The 16,507-nt window shown below is 67.6% G+C and carries 13 protein-coding genes and 1 tRNA gene; 4 read left to right on the top strand and 10 right to left on the bottom strand.

Annotated features, from left to right (window positions below; genetic code table 11):
- Nucleotides 1–40 precede the first annotated feature (40 nt).
- From WS61_RS29055 to hrpA, 3 genes are all read right to left on the bottom strand, one after another.
- The gene (locus tag WS61_RS29055) at nt 41–1,015 is read right to left on the bottom strand and encodes a sterol desaturase family protein (protein ID WP_059505720.1); all 975 of its coding nucleotides are present in this window, start codon (nt 1,013–1,015) and stop codon (nt 41–43) included.
- 16 nt (nt 1,016–1,031) lie between these two features.
- The gene (locus WS61_RS29050; protein ID WP_059505718.1) at nt 1,032–2,021 is read right to left on the bottom strand and encodes a beta-propeller fold lactonase family protein; all 990 of its coding nucleotides are present in this window, start codon (nt 2,019–2,021) and stop codon (nt 1,032–1,034) included.
- A gap of 180 nt (nt 2,022–2,201) precedes the next feature.
- Nucleotides 2,202–6,410: an ATP-dependent RNA helicase HrpA gene (gene hrpA, locus WS61_RS29045; RefSeq protein ID WP_059505716.1), complete on the bottom strand. Its 4,209-nt coding sequence runs from the start codon at nt 6,408–6,410 to the stop codon at nt 2,202–2,204.
- 23 nt (nt 6,411–6,433) lie between these two features.
- Here hrpA and argA point away from each other — a divergent pair, with 23 nt between their 5' ends.
- Together argA and WS61_RS29035 are read left to right on the top strand one after the other, a co-directional pair.
- Nucleotides 6,434–7,813, top strand: coding sequence for an amino-acid N-acetyltransferase (gene argA, locus WS61_RS29040; protein WP_006485509.1), 1,380 nt, complete (start codon nt 6,434–6,436; stop codon nt 7,811–7,813).
- A 53-nt stretch (nt 7,814–7,866) separates the two neighbouring features.
- On the top strand, nt 7,867–8,142 hold the full coding sequence (locus WS61_RS29035) for an oxidative damage protection protein (protein ID WP_009692666.1): 276 nt from the start codon (nt 7,867–7,869) through the stop codon (nt 8,140–8,142).
- Nucleotides 8,143–8,302: 160 nt separating this feature from the next.
- Here WS61_RS29035 and WS61_RS29030 read toward each other — a convergent pair whose 3' ends face one another.
- From WS61_RS29030 to WS61_RS29020, 3 genes are all read right to left on the bottom strand, one after another.
- Nucleotides 8,303–9,715 (bottom strand): MFS transporter, encoded by a 1,413-nt coding sequence (locus WS61_RS29030; RefSeq protein ID WP_059506082.1) that lies wholly within the window; start codon nt 9,713–9,715, stop codon nt 8,303–8,305.
- A 137-nt stretch (nt 9,716–9,852) separates the two neighbouring features.
- A complete protein-coding gene (locus WS61_RS29025; protein ID WP_059505714.1) occupies nt 9,853–11,055 on the bottom strand; it encodes a CaiB/BaiF CoA-transferase family protein in 1,203 nt (400 codons plus the stop codon).
- Nucleotides 11,052–12,803 (bottom strand): acyl-CoA dehydrogenase family protein, encoded by a 1,752-nt coding sequence (locus tag WS61_RS29020; RefSeq protein ID WP_059505712.1) that lies wholly within the window; start codon nt 12,801–12,803, stop codon nt 11,052–11,054. The genes WS61_RS29025 and WS61_RS29020 overlap by 4 nt, the downstream gene beginning before the upstream one ends.
- Nucleotides 12,804–12,975: 172 nt before the next feature.
- On the opposite strand from WS61_RS29020, the gene WS61_RS29015 reads away from it, so the two are divergent.
- Entirely contained in the window at nt 12,976–13,878 is a 903-nt protein-coding gene (locus tag WS61_RS29015; RefSeq protein ID WP_059505709.1) for a LysR family transcriptional regulator, read from the top strand.
- A gap of 98 nt (nt 13,879–13,976) precedes the next feature.
- Nucleotides 13,977–14,051: transfer RNA gene (locus WS61_RS29010), tRNA-Val, on the top strand.
- A 200-nt stretch (nt 14,052–14,251) separates the two neighbouring features.
- Here the strand turns inward: WS61_RS29010 and WS61_RS29005 are convergent.
- The 4 genes from WS61_RS29005 to WS61_RS29000 form a co-directional block, all read right to left on the bottom strand.
- Entirely contained in the window at nt 14,252–14,488 is a 237-nt protein-coding gene (locus tag WS61_RS29005; protein WP_059505707.1) for a hypothetical protein, read from the bottom strand.
- Nucleotides 14,489–14,497: 9 nt separating this feature from the next.
- Nucleotides 14,498–15,262 carry a hypothetical protein gene (locus tag WS61_RS34445; protein ID WP_179949719.1) on the bottom strand — a complete coding sequence of 255 codons (765 nt, stop codon included), beginning with the start codon at nt 15,260–15,262 and terminating at the stop codon, nt 14,498–14,500.
- Between the two features lie 119 nt (nt 15,263–15,381).
- A complete protein-coding gene (locus tag WS61_RS35085; RefSeq protein WP_157692793.1) occupies nt 15,382–15,522 on the bottom strand; it encodes a hypothetical protein in 141 nt (46 codons plus the stop codon).
- Between the two features lie 517 nt (nt 15,523–16,039).
- A partial coding sequence (locus tag WS61_RS29000; RefSeq protein WP_157692792.1) for an aminotransferase class III-fold pyridoxal phosphate-dependent enzyme occupies nt 16,040–16,507 on the bottom strand: 468 nt, incomplete at its 5' end.

The raw sequence follows: 16,507 nt of genomic DNA, 5'->3' as shown, positions 1-16,507 counted from the left end.
CGTGCAAGCGTCGTTCGACGGGAAAGCGGACGGATCGGGATCAGGCCGACGCCGCGCCGCGCTTCGCGGGGAACAGGCGCCGGAAGATCCGCACGAACGCCAGGCCGTGCTGCGACCAGAAGCCGTCGCCATAGGACACGCCCTCGATCTGCTCGCGGATGCCGGTCGGCTCGACCGTGCGGTTCCACGACGCGGTGCCGAACATCATGTCCCACCACGGAAACAGCACGCCGAAGTTGCAGCCGTACTTGGTGCCTTCGTGGCCGTAACCGACCGCATGATGCCGGCGGTGGAAGACCGGGCTGACGAGCAGGCGCTCGCCGATGCGGCCGTACGACAGCCGCGCATTCGTATGCTGGATGCTCTGCAGGAAGTTGGTGACCGCGGTCAGCACGACGAACTGCGACGGCGTCACGCCGATCACGAGCGCGATCGCCGCGAAAAAGCACGACTGGAGCACGTCGTCGAGCAGGTGGTTGCGGTCGTCGCACCACAGCGACATCTGCCGCTGGCTGTGATGGACCGCGTGCAGCTCCCACCAGACGCCGAACTTGTGCTGCCAGCGGTGATACCAGTAGCCGGCGAAGTCGAGCACGACGAGGTAGATCGCGAACGCGACGATCGGCTGCGAAGTCACGCCCGGCCACAGATAGTCGAGGTTGACGTTCGCGACGCCATGCAGGCGCAGCCACGCCTGGAAGCTGTCGAACACCGGCTGCAGCGCGAAGAAGAAGAACAGCGTGTAAATGCCGAGCTTCGAGATCGCCGTGTAGATCACGTCGACCCGCACCGCGCGTCGGTTCGTCCAGCGCTCGACCGGCAGCAGCGCCTCGAGCGGGCGCAGCAGCGCGAACATCAGCACCATCTGCAGCGCGCCGATGATCACCCAGTACAGCGCGTCGTAGGTGTCCTCGTCATAGTCCATCAGGTTGAACTTGAAGAGGAGCGGCTGCACGACATCGACGTACAGCCAGGTCTGGATGTCCGACACGAACGCATCGATCAGGTGCAGCATCGTTCGCCTCCGCCCGTCACGCGCCGTTCGCCGCCTTCCACGGCGCGCGGTCGTAGAAGTAGATGCCGTGCGGCGAGCGGCCGACGGCAATCGTCTGCACCAGCTTGCGCGAGGCCAGATCGATGATCCCGACCTTCTTCGCGAAACGGAACGTCACCCACAGCGTCTTCTTGTCGGCGGACAGCTCCATGTCGTCGGGGCCCGGCAGCAGGCCGGTGATGTCGCCGACGTTGGTGAGCGTGTTCTCGTCGATGATGCTGATCGTGTTCGCGACGCGGTTCGTCACCGCGACGTGCGTGCCGTCGGCGAGCGAGCGGAAGTTGTGCGCGCCCTTGCCCGTGTAGATCTGCTTGACGACCTTCTGGTTGCGCCAGTCGACGACCGCGACGTAATCCGCGCCGGTCATCCCGACCAGCAGGAATTTGTCGTCCGGCGTGAGCCACAGGCCGGCCGGCACCTTGCCGACCTTCATCTTCCATTTGACCGTCTGCGTCGGCAGGTCGATCGCCGCGATCTCGCCGGACACCTGCAGCGACACGAGCAGCGTCTTGCTGTCCTTCGTGAACGCGAGGTGGCTCGGCATCACGGCGAGCGGCACGCGCTTCACGAGGTGCAGGTCGCGGCCGTCGTAGCCGTAGATGTCGACGCGATCGAGCCGCAGGCCGGCCGCCGCGAACCACTTGCGGTCGGGCGAGAAGCCGAGCTGGTAAGGATCGTCGATCCCTTCGACGGTGCGCTGCAGCTTGCCCGTCTTCGGATCGAGGAACATCAGGCTGTTCGAGACCGAATTCGCGACGATCAGCGACGCGTTGTCGGGCGTCGCCATCAGATGGTGCGGTTCCTTGCCGGTCGGCATCGTGGAAACGACTTCGCGGGTCTGCTGGTCGATCAGGGAAAGCGTCGCTTCGGCCGAATTGAGGACGATCACGTTATTCGCGTGTGCGGCAGGCGCCAGCACGGCGGCGGCCAGCGCAAGCGTGCGGCCGAAGGAAAGGAAAGTGCGCATGAAGACTCACGTCGTGGAACAGCTGTCATTGTAGAACGTTCGGCGGGCCCCTCCGGTTGACCCATGCCGGTATTGCGCCACTTCGACGCACGCCCCGCCTGCCGGACGAACCGCCGCGGCAGGCGGCTGCGGTGCGGGCCCCGGGCGGCCGCCGAGGCGGCCCGGCAAACCGATGTTGCGCTAGCGCTGCATCGACTCCCAGACCTTGTGCAGACGCTTGACAGAGACCGGCATCGGCGTGCGCAGTTCCTGCGCGAACAGCGAAATCCGCAATTCCTCGAGCAGCCAGCGGAATTCCGCGAGCCGCGCATCGGCGACGCCGCCGCGCTGCGACACCGCGCGCTGGTACTGCTGGGCGAGCGGCAGCAGCTCGGCCGACTGCTTCGCGTCGCGCGCCGGGTCGGCCTTCAGCTTGTCGATCCGCAGCGCGATGCCCTTCAGGTAGCGCGGGAAATGCGCAAGCTGCGCGTAAGGCGTGTCGATCACGAAGCGCTTGCCGACCAGCGCGGCCAATTGCTGCTGCAGGTCCGCATGGGCCTGCGCGAACGGCTTCGCCTGCGCGAGCTTCTTCACGAGGCCCGCGTATTCGGCCAGGATCTGCCCGACGAGCCGCGCGATTTCCTGCGCGAGCAGGTTCAGGCGGCTGCGGCCCTCGTCGCGGCGCGCGTGGAAGCTCGCGTCGTCGTCGGGCAGCGGGTCCTGCAGGCACGCGCGATCGAGCGCCGTGTCGATCAGTTGGTCGCGCAACTCGTCCTGCGTGCCGAGCGACATGTACTGCATCGCCATCTCGCGCAGGCCCGGCAGGTTCTTTTCCAGGAACTTGATCGGCTCCTTCAACTGCAGCGCGAAGAGCCGCCGCAAGCCGGCCCGGTGGATGCGCGCGGCCTCCTCCGGCGAATCGAACACCTCGACGTCGCAATGCGTGCCACGGTCGACGAGCGCCGGATAGCCGTACAGCGTCTGGCCGCGCCGGCGGATTTCCAGCAGCTCGGGCAGCTTGCCGAAATTCCACGTCGTCAGGTTCTCGTACAGCGCCGTCGCGCCGGTTTCCGCCGCGGCGGCCGTCTGCGGCGCCGCGCCCTTGCCGGCCTTCGCGCCGCGGGCAGGCACCCCGGCCGCGACACCCGACGCGGGCGCGTGGCCGAGCGCCTGACCGGCGTCGGCGTCGCCGCCGGTCGCGAGCGTCGACGCCGCCGCGATCTTCTGGAACTGCTGCTGCGCCTGCGCGCCCAGCTCCTGGCGAAGCTGCGCGAGATTGCGCCCCATCGCGAGCTGGCGGCCGTGCTCGTCGATCACCTTGAAATTCATGAACAGGTGCGCGGGCAGCGTCTCGAGCTTGAAGTCGGCCGTTTTCATCGCGACCTGCGTCTCGTCGCGCACGTCGGCGATCAGCGCCTCGACGAGCCCGCCCGCACCGAAGCGCTCGCGGCCCATCCGCTCGACGAAGCCGGCCGCGTACTCGGGCAGCGGCACGCAGTGCCGGCGCAGCTTCTGCGGCAGCGACTTCAGCAGCAGTTGCACCTTTTCCTTCAGCATCCCCGGCACGAGCCACTCGCAGCGGCGCGCGTCGACCTGGTTCAGCGCGAAGAGCGGCACCGCGAGCGTCACGCCGTCGCGCGGCGTGCCGGGTTCGAAGTGGTACGTGAACGCCATCTCGACACCGGCCATCGTTGCGCGCTTCGGGAACAGGTCGGTCGTCACGCCCGCCGCCTCGTGGCGCATCAGGTCGTCGCGCGACAGGTACAGCAGCCGCTGCTTGTCCTCCGCCTGGCCGCCCTTCTTCACCTCGTCGCGATACCAGCGCTCGAACGCGGCGCCCGTGTGGATGCCCTCCGGAATCGCCTGGTCGTAGTACGCGTAGATCAGCTCGTCGTCGACCAGCACGTCCTGCCGGCGCGACTTGTGCTCGAGCTGCTCGATGTCGGCGAGCAGCTTGCGGTTGTGCGCGAAGAACGGCAGTTTCGTGTCGAACTCGCCTTCGACCAGCGCGCCGCGGATGAACAGCTCGCGGGCACGCGCCGGGTCCTGCTTGCCGAACGCGACGCGCCGCCGATGGTAGATCGGCAGCCCGTACAACGTCGCGCGCTCGAACGCGCTGACCTGCGCCGGCCGCTTTTCCCAGTGCGGTTCCGACAGCGATTTCTTCAGCAGGTGCGCGCCGATCTTCTCGACCCATTCGGGCTCGATCTTCGCGAGGCAGCGCGCGTACAGCCGGCTCGTCTCGACGAGCTCGGCCGCCATCACCCAGCGGCCGGCCTTCTTCGCGAGCACGGAGCCCGGCCACAGGTAGAACTTGATGCCGCGCGCGCCGAGGTAATGCGGATCGTCGTCGGCCTTCATCCCGAGGTTGCCGAGCAGCCCCGTCAACAGGGCCAGATGGATCTGCTCATAGGTGGCCTCGACTTCGTTGAGCCGCCAGCCGTGCTCGCGCACGACCGTCAGCAACTGCGAATGGACGTCGCGCCATTCGCGCAGCCGCAGATGCGACAGGAAGTTCTGCCGGCACGCGTCGACGAGCTGGCGATTCGACTTCTTGTGCGCGACGGCCTCCTCGAACCACGCCCAGATCTTCAGCCACTGCAGGAATTCGGAGCGCTCGTCGGCGAACCGGCGGTGCGCCTGGTCGGCCTGCTCCTGCGCTTCGATCGGACGATCGCGCGGGTCCTGCACGGACAGCGCGCTCGCGATGATCAGCACCTCGCGCAACGACTGCTGGTCGCGCGCGGCGAGAATCATCCGGCCGACGCGCGGATCGAGCGGCAGCCGCGCGAGCTCGCGGCCGAGCGGCGTCAGCGCGTTGTCGTCGTCGACCGCGCCGAGCTCGTTGAGCAACTGGTAACCGTCCGCGATCGCGCGGCCGGGCGGCGGTTCGAGGAATGGGAACGATTCGATCGCGCTCAGGTGCAGCGACTTCATCCGCAGGATCACCGACGCGAGCGACGAGCGCAGGATTTCCGGGTCGGTGAAGCGCGCACGCGCCTGGTAGTCGCTTTCCTCGTACAAACGGATGCAGACGCCGTCGGCCACCCGGCCGCAGCGGCCCGCGCGCTGGTTCGCGGCGGCCTGCGAGATCGACTCGACCTGCAACTGCTCGACCTTGTTCCGGTACGAATAGCGCTTCACGCGCGCGAGGCCGGTGTCGACCACGTAGCGGATGCCCGGCACCGTCAGCGAGGTTTCGGCCACGTTGGTCGCAAGCACGATCCGGCGCGCGTTCGACGCCTTGAACACCTTGTCCTGGTCGGCCGCCGAGAGCCGCGCGAACAGCGGCAGAATCTCGGTGTGCGGCGGATGGTGCTTGCGCAGCGCTTCGGCCGCCTCGCGGATCTCGCGCTCGCCGGGCAGGAACACCAGCACGTCGCCGGGGCCTTCGCGGCACAGCTCGTCGACCGCGTCGACGATCGCGTCCATCAGGTCGCGTTCGGCTTCGCGCGCGGTCTTCACGCGATCGCGGCCGCCCGTACCCTCGGCGTTCTTCACCGCCGGGCGATCCTCGGCCACCGGGCGGTAGCGCATCTCGACCGGATACAGCCGCCCGCTCACCTCGATCACGGGCGCCGGGCGTGCGTCGGTGCCGAAATGGCGCGCGAAGCGATCGGCGTCGATCGTCGCGGACGTGACGATCAGCTTCAGGTCCGGCCGCCTCGGCAGGATTTCCTTCAGATAGCCGAGCAGGAAGTCGATGTTCAGGCTGCGCTCGTGCGCCTCGTCGATGATCAACGTGTCGTACGCCTTCAGCAACGGGTCGGTCTGCGTCTCGGCGAGCAGGATGCCGTCGGTCATCAGCTTGACGGACGCGCCCGGCGCGAGATTGTCGGTGAAGCGCACCTTGTAGCCGACCACCTCGCCGAACGGCGTGCCGAGTTCCTCGGCGATCCGGCGGCCGGTCGACGATGCGGCCAGGCGCCGCGGCTGCGTATGGCCGATCAGGCCCGTGCCGCCGGCGCCGAGGCCGCGGCCGAGATCGAGACAGATCTTCGGCAATTGCGTGGTCTTGCCCGAGCCGGTTTCGCCGCAGACGATGACGACCTGATGACCGGCGATCGCACGCGCGATTTCGTCGCGCTTGCCCGACACGGGCAGGCTTTCCGGGTACGTGATCGGCGGAACGGGATTCGGCGGGACGGCGGCGCGCGGCGCACGCTCGCGGCGCGGGGCCCGCTCGCCCGTCGGCTGCGGCGCACCCTTCGCGGCCGACTGGCGCGCGTCGCCGCGCCGTTCGTCATTGCGCGGCCCGCGCGGCGCGTGTGCCGGCGTGCCCGCCGGCTTGTCCTGCTGCTGGCGCGGCGGCTGGCCCGGCTGCTCGCGCGCGTCGGCCGCACCATCCGGGTGCTTCGCCGACGGCGTATTGGCCCGCGTCGGCGCGGGACTTTTAGAAACATTCGACATGGGGGCGCATTATAATCCCGGCCATGAATTCCCAAACCGACCTCCCTCCCGCCCAGACCGGCGCCGCGACGCCGCCGGCCGCCGACGATTCGGCCGCCAGCCACGCGCAGTTCGTCGACTGGATGCGCTCCGTCGCGCCCTATATCCACAAGTTCCGCAACAGCACGTTCGTCGTGGGGTTCGGCGGCGAGGTGGTGCAGCAGGGGCTGCTGAATGCGCTCGTGTCCGACATCGCGCTCTTGCAGGCGATGGGCATCCAGATCGTGCTGGTGCACGGCTCGCGCCCGCAGGTCGAGGAGCAGTTGAGCCTGCACGGTGTCGAATCCGAGTTTTCGCACGGCCTGCGCATCACCGATGCGCGCGCGCTCGAATCCGCGAAGGAAGCGGCCGGCGAAGTGCGTCTCGACATCGAGGCCGCGATCAGCCAAGGTCTGCCGAACTCGCCGATGGCGCACGCGCACATCAGCGTCGTGTCGGGCAACTTCGTGACCGCGCGGCCGGTGGGGATTCTCGACGGGGTCGATTTCGCGCACACGGGCATCGTGCGCAAGATCGACGCCGAATCGATCCGTCATTCGCTCGCGAGCCGCAAGCTCGTGCTGCTGTCGCCGCTCGGGTTCTCGCCGACCGGCGAGGCGTTCAACCTGTCGATGGAGGACGTCGCGTCGGCGGCCGCGATCGCGCTGCGCGCCGACAAGATCATCTTCCTGACCGAAGGGCCCGGCATCGTCGACGACGAAGGCGAGCTGGTGCGCGAAATGTCGCTCGACGCGGCCGCCGAACTGCTCGATTCCGGCAACATCCAGGGCGACGACGCGTTCTTCCTGAAGCATTCGATCCGCGCATGCCGCGGCGGCGTGACCCGCGCCCACCTGATCCCGCAGTCGCTCGACGGCAGCATGCTGCTCGAACTGTTCCTGCACGACGGCGTCGGCACGATGATCTCGTACGAGAACCTCGAAAGCCTGCGCGAGGCGACCCCGGACGACGTCGGCGGCATCCTGTCGCTGATCGAGCCGCTCGAGTCGGACGGCACGCTGGTGCGGCGCGGCCGCCACCAGATCGAGCGCGACATCGACCACTTCTCGGTGATCGAGCACGACGGCGTGCTGTTCGGCTGCGCGGCGCTGTACCCGTACCAACAGGAAAAGATCGGCGAAATGGCGTGCCTGACGGTCGCCCCCGAAGCGCAGGGCTCGGGCGACGGCGAACGCCTGCTCAAGCGCATCGAGCAGCGCGCCCGCGCGCGCGGCCTCACGCACATCTTCGTGCTCACGACGCGCACCGAGCACTGGTTCCTCAAGCGCGGCTTCGTCAAGGTCAGCGTCGACGACCTGCCGGAAGACCGTCGCAAACTCTATAACTGGCAGCGCAAGTCGCTCGTGCTGATGAAGCAGCTCTGAGCACCGGCACGACTGCCCTTCCCCCCAGACACCGATTACAGGAGAAGTACACGATGGCTCGAATGATCCAATGCGCGAAGCTCGGCAAGGAAGCCGAAGGCCTCGATTTCCCGCCGCTGCCGGGCGAACTCGGCAAGCGCATTTACGAGAGCGTCTCGAAGGAAGCGTGGCAAGGCTGGCTCAAGCAGCAAACGATGCTGATCAACGAAAACCGCCTGAACATGGCCGACCCGCGCGCGCGCCAGTACCTGATGAAGCAGACGGAGAAGTACTTCTTCGGCGAGGGCGCGGATCAGGCGTCCGGCTACGTGCCGCCGACGGAAGGCTGAGCGCCGCGAATCGCGCAGGCGGCGCGCGCTTGCGTCGTCGCGCGAATAGCGCAAACGGCACCGTGTGATCGCACGGTGCCGTTTGCTTTTGGGGCAGCCCAATCGACGCAACCCCGCCGACGCGCGCGCGACGGCGCCCGGGCGAGCCGGCGTGCCCGCCTCATCCCGCCGGTTTCAACGTGCCGCGATCGTCCGGCGGCGCGCCCGCGCCGGCCGGCTGATCCGCGCCCGCGCCTTCCGTGCCCCATTCCGCCGCATCGCTGCGTTCGGCCGTCGACAGCTCGTCCGCGCGATACCCGGTGCGATTGAGCAGCGCGAGCATGCACGCAAGCGACACGAGCGCATACAGCCCCGACGCGATCGCGACGCCGACGATGCTGCCGGTCGCGTTCAGGATCGCCTGCGCGAGCACCGGCGTGCCGCCGCCGACGACCAGCGCGCTCAACTGATACGCGAGCGACAGGCCCGTATAGCGGATGTTGGCCGGGAACACGCGCGCGAGCACGCCGCCGACCGCGCCGTAGAACATCGCCGACGGAATCGTCGAAATGCACATGCCCGCGACGGCGACCCAGTACGAACGCGTCGCGAGCGCATGGAACATCATGGGCATCAGCACGATTTCCGGAATCAGGATCCAGCACATCGCGCGCCGCATGTCGACCTTCGACACGAACCACGCGCCGACCGGCTGCATCAGGAATTGCACGACGAGCGAGATCGACAGGATGCCGAGGAACGTGCCCTGCGCGTAACCGAGCGTCTTCGTCGCCCACGACAGCGCGAACGTGCTGCGGAAATACGTGACGTTGATCACCGGCAGCGTGCCGGCCGCGAGCAGCACGACGACCCAGTGGTCGCGCACGACGTCGCGCAGCGGCAGCTTCACCGTGCGCTTGCGCGCGAGCACGCGCTGCATGTCGACCGACTCCTCGAGCTTCAGCCGGATCACCATGCCGATGATCACGAGCACGGCCGACAGCAGGAACGGAATGCGCCAGCCCCACATCAGGAACGACGGCGTCGGTAGCGCGCTCAGCGCGAAGAACGCGGCCGTGGCCAGCAGGTTGCCGGTGGGCGAGCCCTGCTGGGCGAACGCCGCGTACAGGATGCTGCGATGCTTCGGCGCATTCTCGCTCGCGATCAGCACCGCGCCGCCCCACTCGCCGCCGACCGCGATGCCCTGCAGCACGCGCAGCACGACGAGGCCTGCCGGCGCCCATACGCCGATCGACGCATAGCCGGGCAGCAGGCCGATGCCGGTCGTCGCGAGCCCCATCATCACCAGCGTGATCACGAGCGCGGTCTTGCGGCCGACGCGATCGCCGAGATGGCCGAACACGATCCCGCCGAGCGGCCGCGCGGCGAACCCGGCCCAGAACGTGACGAACGCGAGCAGCGTCGCGACGCCGGGATCCATCGTGCTCGAAAAGAACACCTTGCCGAATACGAGCGCCGCAGCGGTGCCGTAAATGTAGAAGTCGTACCACTCGATCGTGGTGCCGACGAACGCCGCGAGGGCGGCGCGGCCTGGCCGCGGCTGCGCGGCGGGCGGGGATTGCGGACGGCTCATCGATGTCTCCATGTCGGTGATCGGGGTGCGACTGTCGCGCACTTGCCGGATGGCCGGCCTTCGCCGGCCGGCGGGGTTACGCTACGTTGCGATCGGTCGATTCCGGGCGACGTTCGTCTGCGGCGCCCGTCGGTCCGTCAGGTCTGGCCGGGCGCGACACGCAGCACACCGGCATCGAGCAGTTGCTGCTGAAGTGCGCGATCGACGCCGAGCCGGTCGAGCACCGCACGCGTATCGCGACCGAGCGCGGGAGGCGCCGACCGGTAGGTGGCCGGCGTGCGCGACAGCTTCACCGGCGACGCGGTGCCGCGATACGCGCCGATCTCGATGAACAGGTTGCGGTGCAGCGCATGCGGATCGTGCGCGACGTCGGCCACCGTGCGTACCGGCCCGCACGGCACGCCGGCCGCCATCAGGTCGCGCGCGAGCGGCTCGCACGCGTGCACGGCGAGCCGCACTTCCAGCTCGACCTTCAACTGCGCCCGGTGCGCGCAGCGGCTGCGGTTGTCGACGAAGCGCGGATCGCTGGCGAGCGCCGGCGCGCCGAGATGCGCGACGAGCCGCGCAAACTGCCGGTCGTTGCCGACCGCGAGGAAGATCGGCACGGTGGCCGTGCGGTAGCTGTCGTACGGTGCGATGTTCGGATGCGCGTTGCCGCTGCGCTCCGGCACACGGCCCGAACCGAAGAAGTTCGGCAGATGCGGATGCAGCAGCGACACGCCGCAGTCGTACAACGCCACGTCGATCGACTGTCCGCGCCCGCTCTTCTCGCGCTCCGCGAGCGCCAGCAGGATGCCGGCGAGCGCGTTGAGCCCCGTGACCATGTCGACGATCGGCAAACCGATGCGTGTCGCGCCGCCATCGCGTTCGCCGTTCACGCTCATCAGCCCGGCCATCGCCTGGATCACCGCGTCGTAGCCCGGCAGGCCGCCGAGCGGGCCGTCGTCGCCGAAGCCCGTCACCGCGCAGTGGATCAGGCGCGGGAAGCGCGGTTGCAGGTCGCGTGCGTAGTCCATGCCCCAGCGCGCGAGCGTGCCCGGCTTGAAATTCTCGACGAGCACGTCGGCCTCTTCGAGCAAGCGCCACAGGATCGCCCGCCCTTCGTCGTGCGACAGGTCGAGCGCGAGCCCTTCCTTGTTGCGGTTCACGCCCATGAAATACCAGGCCGTGTCGCCGAGGAACGGCGGGCCCCAGGCGCGCGTCTCGTCGCCGGCGGGCGGCTCGATCTTGACCACCGTCGCGCCGTGATCGGCGAGCGCCTGCGTGCAGTACGGGCCGCCGAGCACCCGGCTCAGGTCGACGACCTTCAGGCCGTCCAGTGCGCCACGCGTCGTGCTCATCTCTCGACCTCCGGCAGCAGGTCGAGCGCCGTGTCGAGCGCGACCGGCAGGCCGCGCAGCAGCGCGTCGGACGCGGCCGATTCGTCGTCGCGCGGGGCCGGCTCGAGCGGATCGACCGGCAGCAGCTTGTGCCGCACGATCAGGTGCGCCAGCGCGAGACGCCTGAAATCCGGCGCGAGCCGTGCGCCCTCGCAGGCCATCAGCACGGCCGCGCTCGCGTAATACAGCGCGGACGCGGCCTGCCGCACGCACGCATCGTCGCCTTCCTCGCCGACCCGCACGAGCGCATCGCACGCCCGCGCGAGAATGCGCCGCAACGCCGTGCGGCTCGCGTCGGGCAGCGGCGCCGCGCCCAGACGATCGCCGAGGAACGTGCGCAGCGCGTCGAGCGCATGTTCGCGCTGCGCGGCGCGCGCGACGTCGAGCGCGACGATGTTGCTCGTGCCTTCCCAGATCGAACCGAGGTGCGCGTCGCGCACGAGCCGTGCATCGCTCCACTCCTCGATATAGCCGGTGCCGCCGCGTACTTCCATCGCATCGCCCGTCACGCGGCGCGCGTCGCGGCACGCGCGGAACTTGATCAACGGCGTCAGGATCCGCACGCAGCGCGCAGCCTGCTCGTCGCCCGCGTCGGCCTGCGGCAGCAACAGCGCGATCTGCATGAACATCGCGCGCGCGGCCTCGGCCGGCAGCAGCATCTTCATCAGCTGGCGCCGCATCAGCGGCATCTCGATCAGCTTGCGGCCGAACGCCTCGCGATGCGCGGCGACGTGCAACGCTTCGTTCAGCGCGCGCCGCATCAGCCCGGCTGCACGCACGCCGTTCGACAGTCGCGACATGTTGATCATGTCGGCCATCTGGTGAAAGCCGCGGCCGATCTCGCCGATCAGGTACGCCTGCGCGCCTTCGAGCGCGATCTCGCCGCTCGCCATCGAACGGCTGCCGAGCTTGTCCTTCAGGCGCACGATCCGGTAGCGGTTGCGCGTGCCGTCCGGCAGCGTCTTCGGCAGCAGGAACAGTGCGAGGCCCTTGATGCCGTCCGGTGCGCCGTCGGGCCGCGCGAGCACCATCGCGAGATCGGCGTCGGCATTCGAGCAGAACCACTTGTCGCCGGTCAGGCGCCAGATGGTGCCGCCGTGCGCGTCGGTTTCGCAGGTCGCGCGCGTCGCGATACGGCCGACGTCGGAGCCGGCCGCCTGCTCGGTCATGAACATCGCGCCCTGGTACAGCGTGTCGAAGTCGCGCGACGCGAGCCTCGGCAGGTAGCGCGCGACGAGCGCGGGGTCGCCGAAGCGGCGCAGCGTGCGCGTCAGCGAATCGGTCATGCTGACCGGGCAGCACAGCCCGAATTCCGCCTGCACGAACAGGAACGTCAGCGCGTACTTGACGAGCGGCGGCACGGTTTCGGATCCGTGACTCAGCGACGCGAGCCCGAGCTCCGCATACGCGACCCGTTCGAGCGCGACGTACGCCGGATCCTTGTCGATCCGCTGCACGGCCTCGCCGCGCCGGTTGCGGTGCTCGAGCACGGGCGGATGCTTGTCCGCGCGCGCCGCCCATTCGTCGAGTTCGCCCGATACGCGCTCGCCGAGCGCGCGCAGCCGCGGCTCGAGTTCCGCATAGTGCGCATCGCCGAGATGCAGCTTCAGCAACGCGCCGAGATCGGGGTCGACGGTGAAGAAATTGATGCCCCGGCTGTCGGGGATATTGGATGCGCCGGTGTCCGGCGTGCGAGCGGTGTCGTTCATGCGTGCGTCTCCTGGGTTGCCTGCACGTCGGCCGCGACCGACGCCGCAGCGCCCGGCCGGCCCGGTGCAAGGCCTTTGCGGAGCGTAGGCGCGCGGTCGATAAGCGTCCAATACACGATTTATCCGGTACGATAGATATCGCTTATCGATGCCGATGCCGGGAGGAGACACCGTGGAACTGAGGCAGTTGCGCTACTTCGTGGCGGTCGCCGAGGAGCTGCATTTCGGGCGCGCGGCGAAGCGCCTGTTCATCTCGCAGCCGGCGCTGAGTTTCGACATCCGCAAGTTCGAGGACGCGCTCGGCGTGCAGCTTTTTTCCCGCACCAACAAGACCGTCGCGCTGACCAACGCGGGCGCGGTGCTGCTCGGCGAGGCGCGCCGGCTGCTGCTGCAGGCGGCCGAGGCCGAGCGCCTGGCGGTGCGCTCCGCGTCGGGGCTCGCCGGCCGGCTGCGGATCGGCTTCGTCCATTCGATGCTGTATCGCGGGCTGCCCGACGCGGTGCGACGCTTCGAGGCCGACTATCCGGGCGTCGAGATCGTGCTGAGCGAGATGAACACGCACGCGCAGGTGCAGGCGATCCAGCGCGGCCAGATCGATCTCGGCTATGCGCACTGGGGCCACTGCCCGCCCGAAGTCGAATCGGCGCCCGTCTATGCGGAGCCGTTCGTGTGCTGCCTGCCGGCCGCGCATCCGCTCGCGCGGCGCCGGCAGGTCGCGCTCGCCGCGCTGACCACCGAACCGTTCATCCTGTTTCCGCGCGACGCGGCGCCGCACTATCACGACCTGATCATCGCGCAGTGCGTGAACGCGGGATTCAGTCCGCTGATCCGGCACGAGGCGCGGCTGTGGCAGACGATCCTGTCGATGGTCGAATTCGGGATGGGCATCGCGCTCGTGCCGCGCGTGCTGCAGCAGGTCAAGAGCGACCGGCTCGCGTTCCGGCCGCTGAAGGATGCGTCGCTCGAATCGCACACACTGGAGCTGAAGCGCAGCGGCACCGCCGAGCCGGTTGCGCTGCGCTTCGCCGACTACGTGCGCGCGTCGATCGACGCGCTGCCCGCGCTCGTGGGCTGAACGCGCGGCTCGCGAACGGGCGCCGGCGGCCGTTTTAAAAAAATTTGCAGAAAGGACTTTACGAACCCAAAAAGCTCTGACATAATTTCAGCTTCTTTGGGCGGTTAGCTCAGCGGTAGAGCACTGCCTTCACACGGCAGGGGTCACTGGTTCGATCCCAGTACCGCCCACCAAAGAATTCAACGACTTACGGCCAATGCAGCTGTCTCATACGTCAAATGTACGGACAGCCATACGGAAATTGTACCGTGAGTCTCTCAGGCCAGCGCGGCCGCAGCTAGACCTCCCCTCATTTCACCCGTCCTTCTAGACCGGTTAGCCACTTCCCGCACCTACCGACGCATCGCGCCGATAAGCCGGGTCGCGGCGCCAATCAATCCCGGTTCGCCTCGATGATCTGCTGCAGAGCATTGGCATCGTCCGTAGGCTCTTCCGTGCCGCGAAATACGCAGACCTCGGTGTGCCCGTCTCGGAACACGTCCACCTCTACTCGCATCCCAACCACAGTGACCGAAACCAACACCGTATCCGGTCGATTTCGGCTCAAGGTGTAGTGAATCTTCGCAGAGTCGAGTTGGTCGAGCAGATCGAACAATGTGTTTGTTGTCATGTCGGGTGCCTATTTCTTGAAACGGTTATCGTTGAGCAACTTGAGCGCCTTGCGCGCTTCTTTGACGCCATCGCTCGCATCGCCCTGAATCTCCTTGAGCGTCGAGTTCAGATACTGTCCGGGGAACTCACGCAACACCGATCCCTTGCATTCCGCATTGATGATGTCGCAGGCCATCATATCGCCCCGGTCAATACCCGCAACTTGAACCGCGTCACCTAGGGCATCGGCCGAAAAGTCGAAAGGTGACGCATCGCCGAGCGGAGAGGAATCAGCAAATCCCGCCCCTCCCGCTAAATCCGCCACTCCACCAGCACCACCGCCCGCGCCTACAACGCTTTCCAGATAGCTCATAAGGTCGCCCGCAGACACATCGCTAGGCGTCGCCCAACTCGGCAGCGGCTTGTCTGCCGGCAAAGAGGCCACGGACGGGACACTGGCGAGCCTATTGGCGCGAGGGAATGGCGGGGTTGAGGGTGGACCACCGGCCGCACCGCCACCACCGATAGCCTGTCGGTCGATCTCGACCGTTACGCGGCCTCCTTCTATGGCGGCTCTCAGCGCATCGAGCGGGACGCCCGAGAACGCATCTAGACCAAGTTGCCGCAGGTATGTCAGCGCGTTCGCGGAAAGGCCAGTGTACTTCGGCCAGTGCAACATCAATTCGGAAACATCGCTGCGTTGGCTGGCCGACAAGTTCGCGCCGATCGAACCTGCAGAACGGGTCAGCGTGGCGCGCTTCCCAGAACCCAGATCAATAGTCACTGAAGCCATGAATCCTGTTCTCCGTATCGGCTTCGCACGGCAAGACGTTGCTCTCTCAACGCCGGCCATGTACTTTGAAGCCCATACTTTAGCAGGTGCGCTCTCAGCGACAGCGCGACTCGCTCCGGTCAGTGCGCCTTGCGCTTGTCGATTTCCGCCGCGCCACCCGGCCCGAAAGCGATCAACCGTTGCAGGTCTTTCATCGCCCTCAGACGTGTCGCACCGGGCTGACTTGTGTCTTCCGAAATCTCGCGAAGTGCTTCCAGCATGCTGTCCACCGGGTTGCTGCCTCTTCGAAGGTTTCGACATGTCCCAACGATTGATACTGCTGGCGACCGGTGGACTCGTCGCGCTGGCGAGCGATCCATGTGCCCTCGCCCTCAGAAAGCCGCCTATAGCCCACGGCCAGACCTTTGCGCAGAACGCACCAATACGGCTCGCGACGGACGGCCAGACGCGCCCTTGCGGCGGTGTTTACGATAGAGATTTGCTTGCTCATGACTACGGATTCCGTACGGAAAGAGCACGCAAAACTGAGGCAATCCAGCAGCTTTACGTGCTCGGTAGAATTCGTAAGTCATTGATTCTTTGTGTTTTGCGTACCGCTCTTCGGTCACCCACGAGCTTTCACACGGCAGGGGTCACTGGTTCGATCCCAGTACCGCCCACCAAAGAATTCAAGGGCCTGCGTCTCACGACGCAGGCCCTTTTCGTTTTGGCGGCGCGCGTGCCCTGCGCGATGCGGGCGCCGCGTCAGTCGACGCCGCGCCCGCACGCAGCGCCGGCTTACCGTGCCTGCCCCACCCGCTCCGCCGTCGCGTCGAACGCGCGCTTCGCCTTGTCGACGATCTCGTCGACCTCCGCCTCGCGAATCACGAGCGGCGGCGACAACAGCATCCGGTCGCCGGTCGCGCGCATGATCAGGTTGCCGTTGAAGCAGAAGTCACGGCAGATCGTGCCGATATCGACGTCTGCGCCGAAGCGCTCGCGCCGGCGCCCGTCGCGCGCCAGTTGAACGCCGGCAACCAGCCCCGCCCCCGCAATCTCGCCGACGATCGGATGATCGCCCAGCGCGTCGCGCAGCCGCCGCTGGAAATACGGGCCGATGTCGGTCTTCACGCGCTCGACGATGCCTTCGTCGCGCAGCAGCTTCAGGTTCGCGACCGCGACGGCCGCCGCCACCGGATGGCCCGAGTACGTGAGGCCGTGATTGAATTCGCCGTTGTCGATGATCGGGCGCGCGATGCGCTCGTG

The organism is Burkholderia sp. ABCPW 11, assembly GCF_001523445.1.
Classification (GTDB): domain Bacteria; phylum Pseudomonadota; class Gammaproteobacteria; order Burkholderiales; family Burkholderiaceae; genus Burkholderia.
The sequence above is the reverse complement of the archived record's forward strand: the minus strand, read 5'-3'. Positions and strand labels throughout refer to the sequence as shown.

Coding starts and splice junctions, on each gene's coding strand:
- WS61_RS29025 (WP_059505714.1), bottom strand. CDS start 11,055: ATGAGCACGACGCGTGGCGCACTGGACGGCCTGAAGGTCGTCGACCTG.
- WS61_RS29055 (WP_059505720.1), bottom strand. CDS start 1,015: ATGCTGCACCTGATCGATGCGTTCGTGTCGGACATCCAGACCTGGCTG.
- hrpA (WP_059505716.1), bottom strand. CDS start 6,410: ATGTCGAATGTTTCTAAAAGTCCCGCGCCGACGCGGGCCAATACGCCG.
- WS61_RS29030 (WP_059506082.1), bottom strand. CDS start 9,715: ATGAGCCGTCCGCAATCCCCGCCCGCCGCGCAGCCGCGGCCAGGCCGC.
- WS61_RS29050 (WP_059505718.1), bottom strand. CDS start 2,021: ATGCGCACTTTCCTTTCCTTCGGCCGCACGCTTGCGCTGGCCGCCGCC.
- WS61_RS29005 (WP_059505707.1), bottom strand. CDS start 14,488: ATGACAACAAACACATTGTTCGATCTGCTCGACCAACTCGACTCTGCG.
- argA (WP_006485509.1), top strand. CDS start 6,434: ATGAATTCCCAAACCGACCTCCCTCCCGCCCAGACCGGCGCCGCGACG.
- WS61_RS29020 (WP_059505712.1), bottom strand. CDS start 12,803: ATGAACGACACCGCTCGCACGCCGGACACCGGCGCATCCAATATCCCC.
- WS61_RS35085 (WP_157692793.1), bottom strand. CDS start 15,522: ATGCTGGAAGCACTTCGCGAGATTTCGGAAGACACAAGTCAGCCCGGT.
- WS61_RS29035 (WP_009692666.1), top strand. CDS start 7,867: ATGGCTCGAATGATCCAATGCGCGAAGCTCGGCAAGGAAGCCGAAGGC.
- WS61_RS34445 (WP_179949719.1), bottom strand. CDS start 15,262: ATGGCTTCAGTGACTATTGATCTGGGTTCTGGGAAGCGCGCCACGCTG.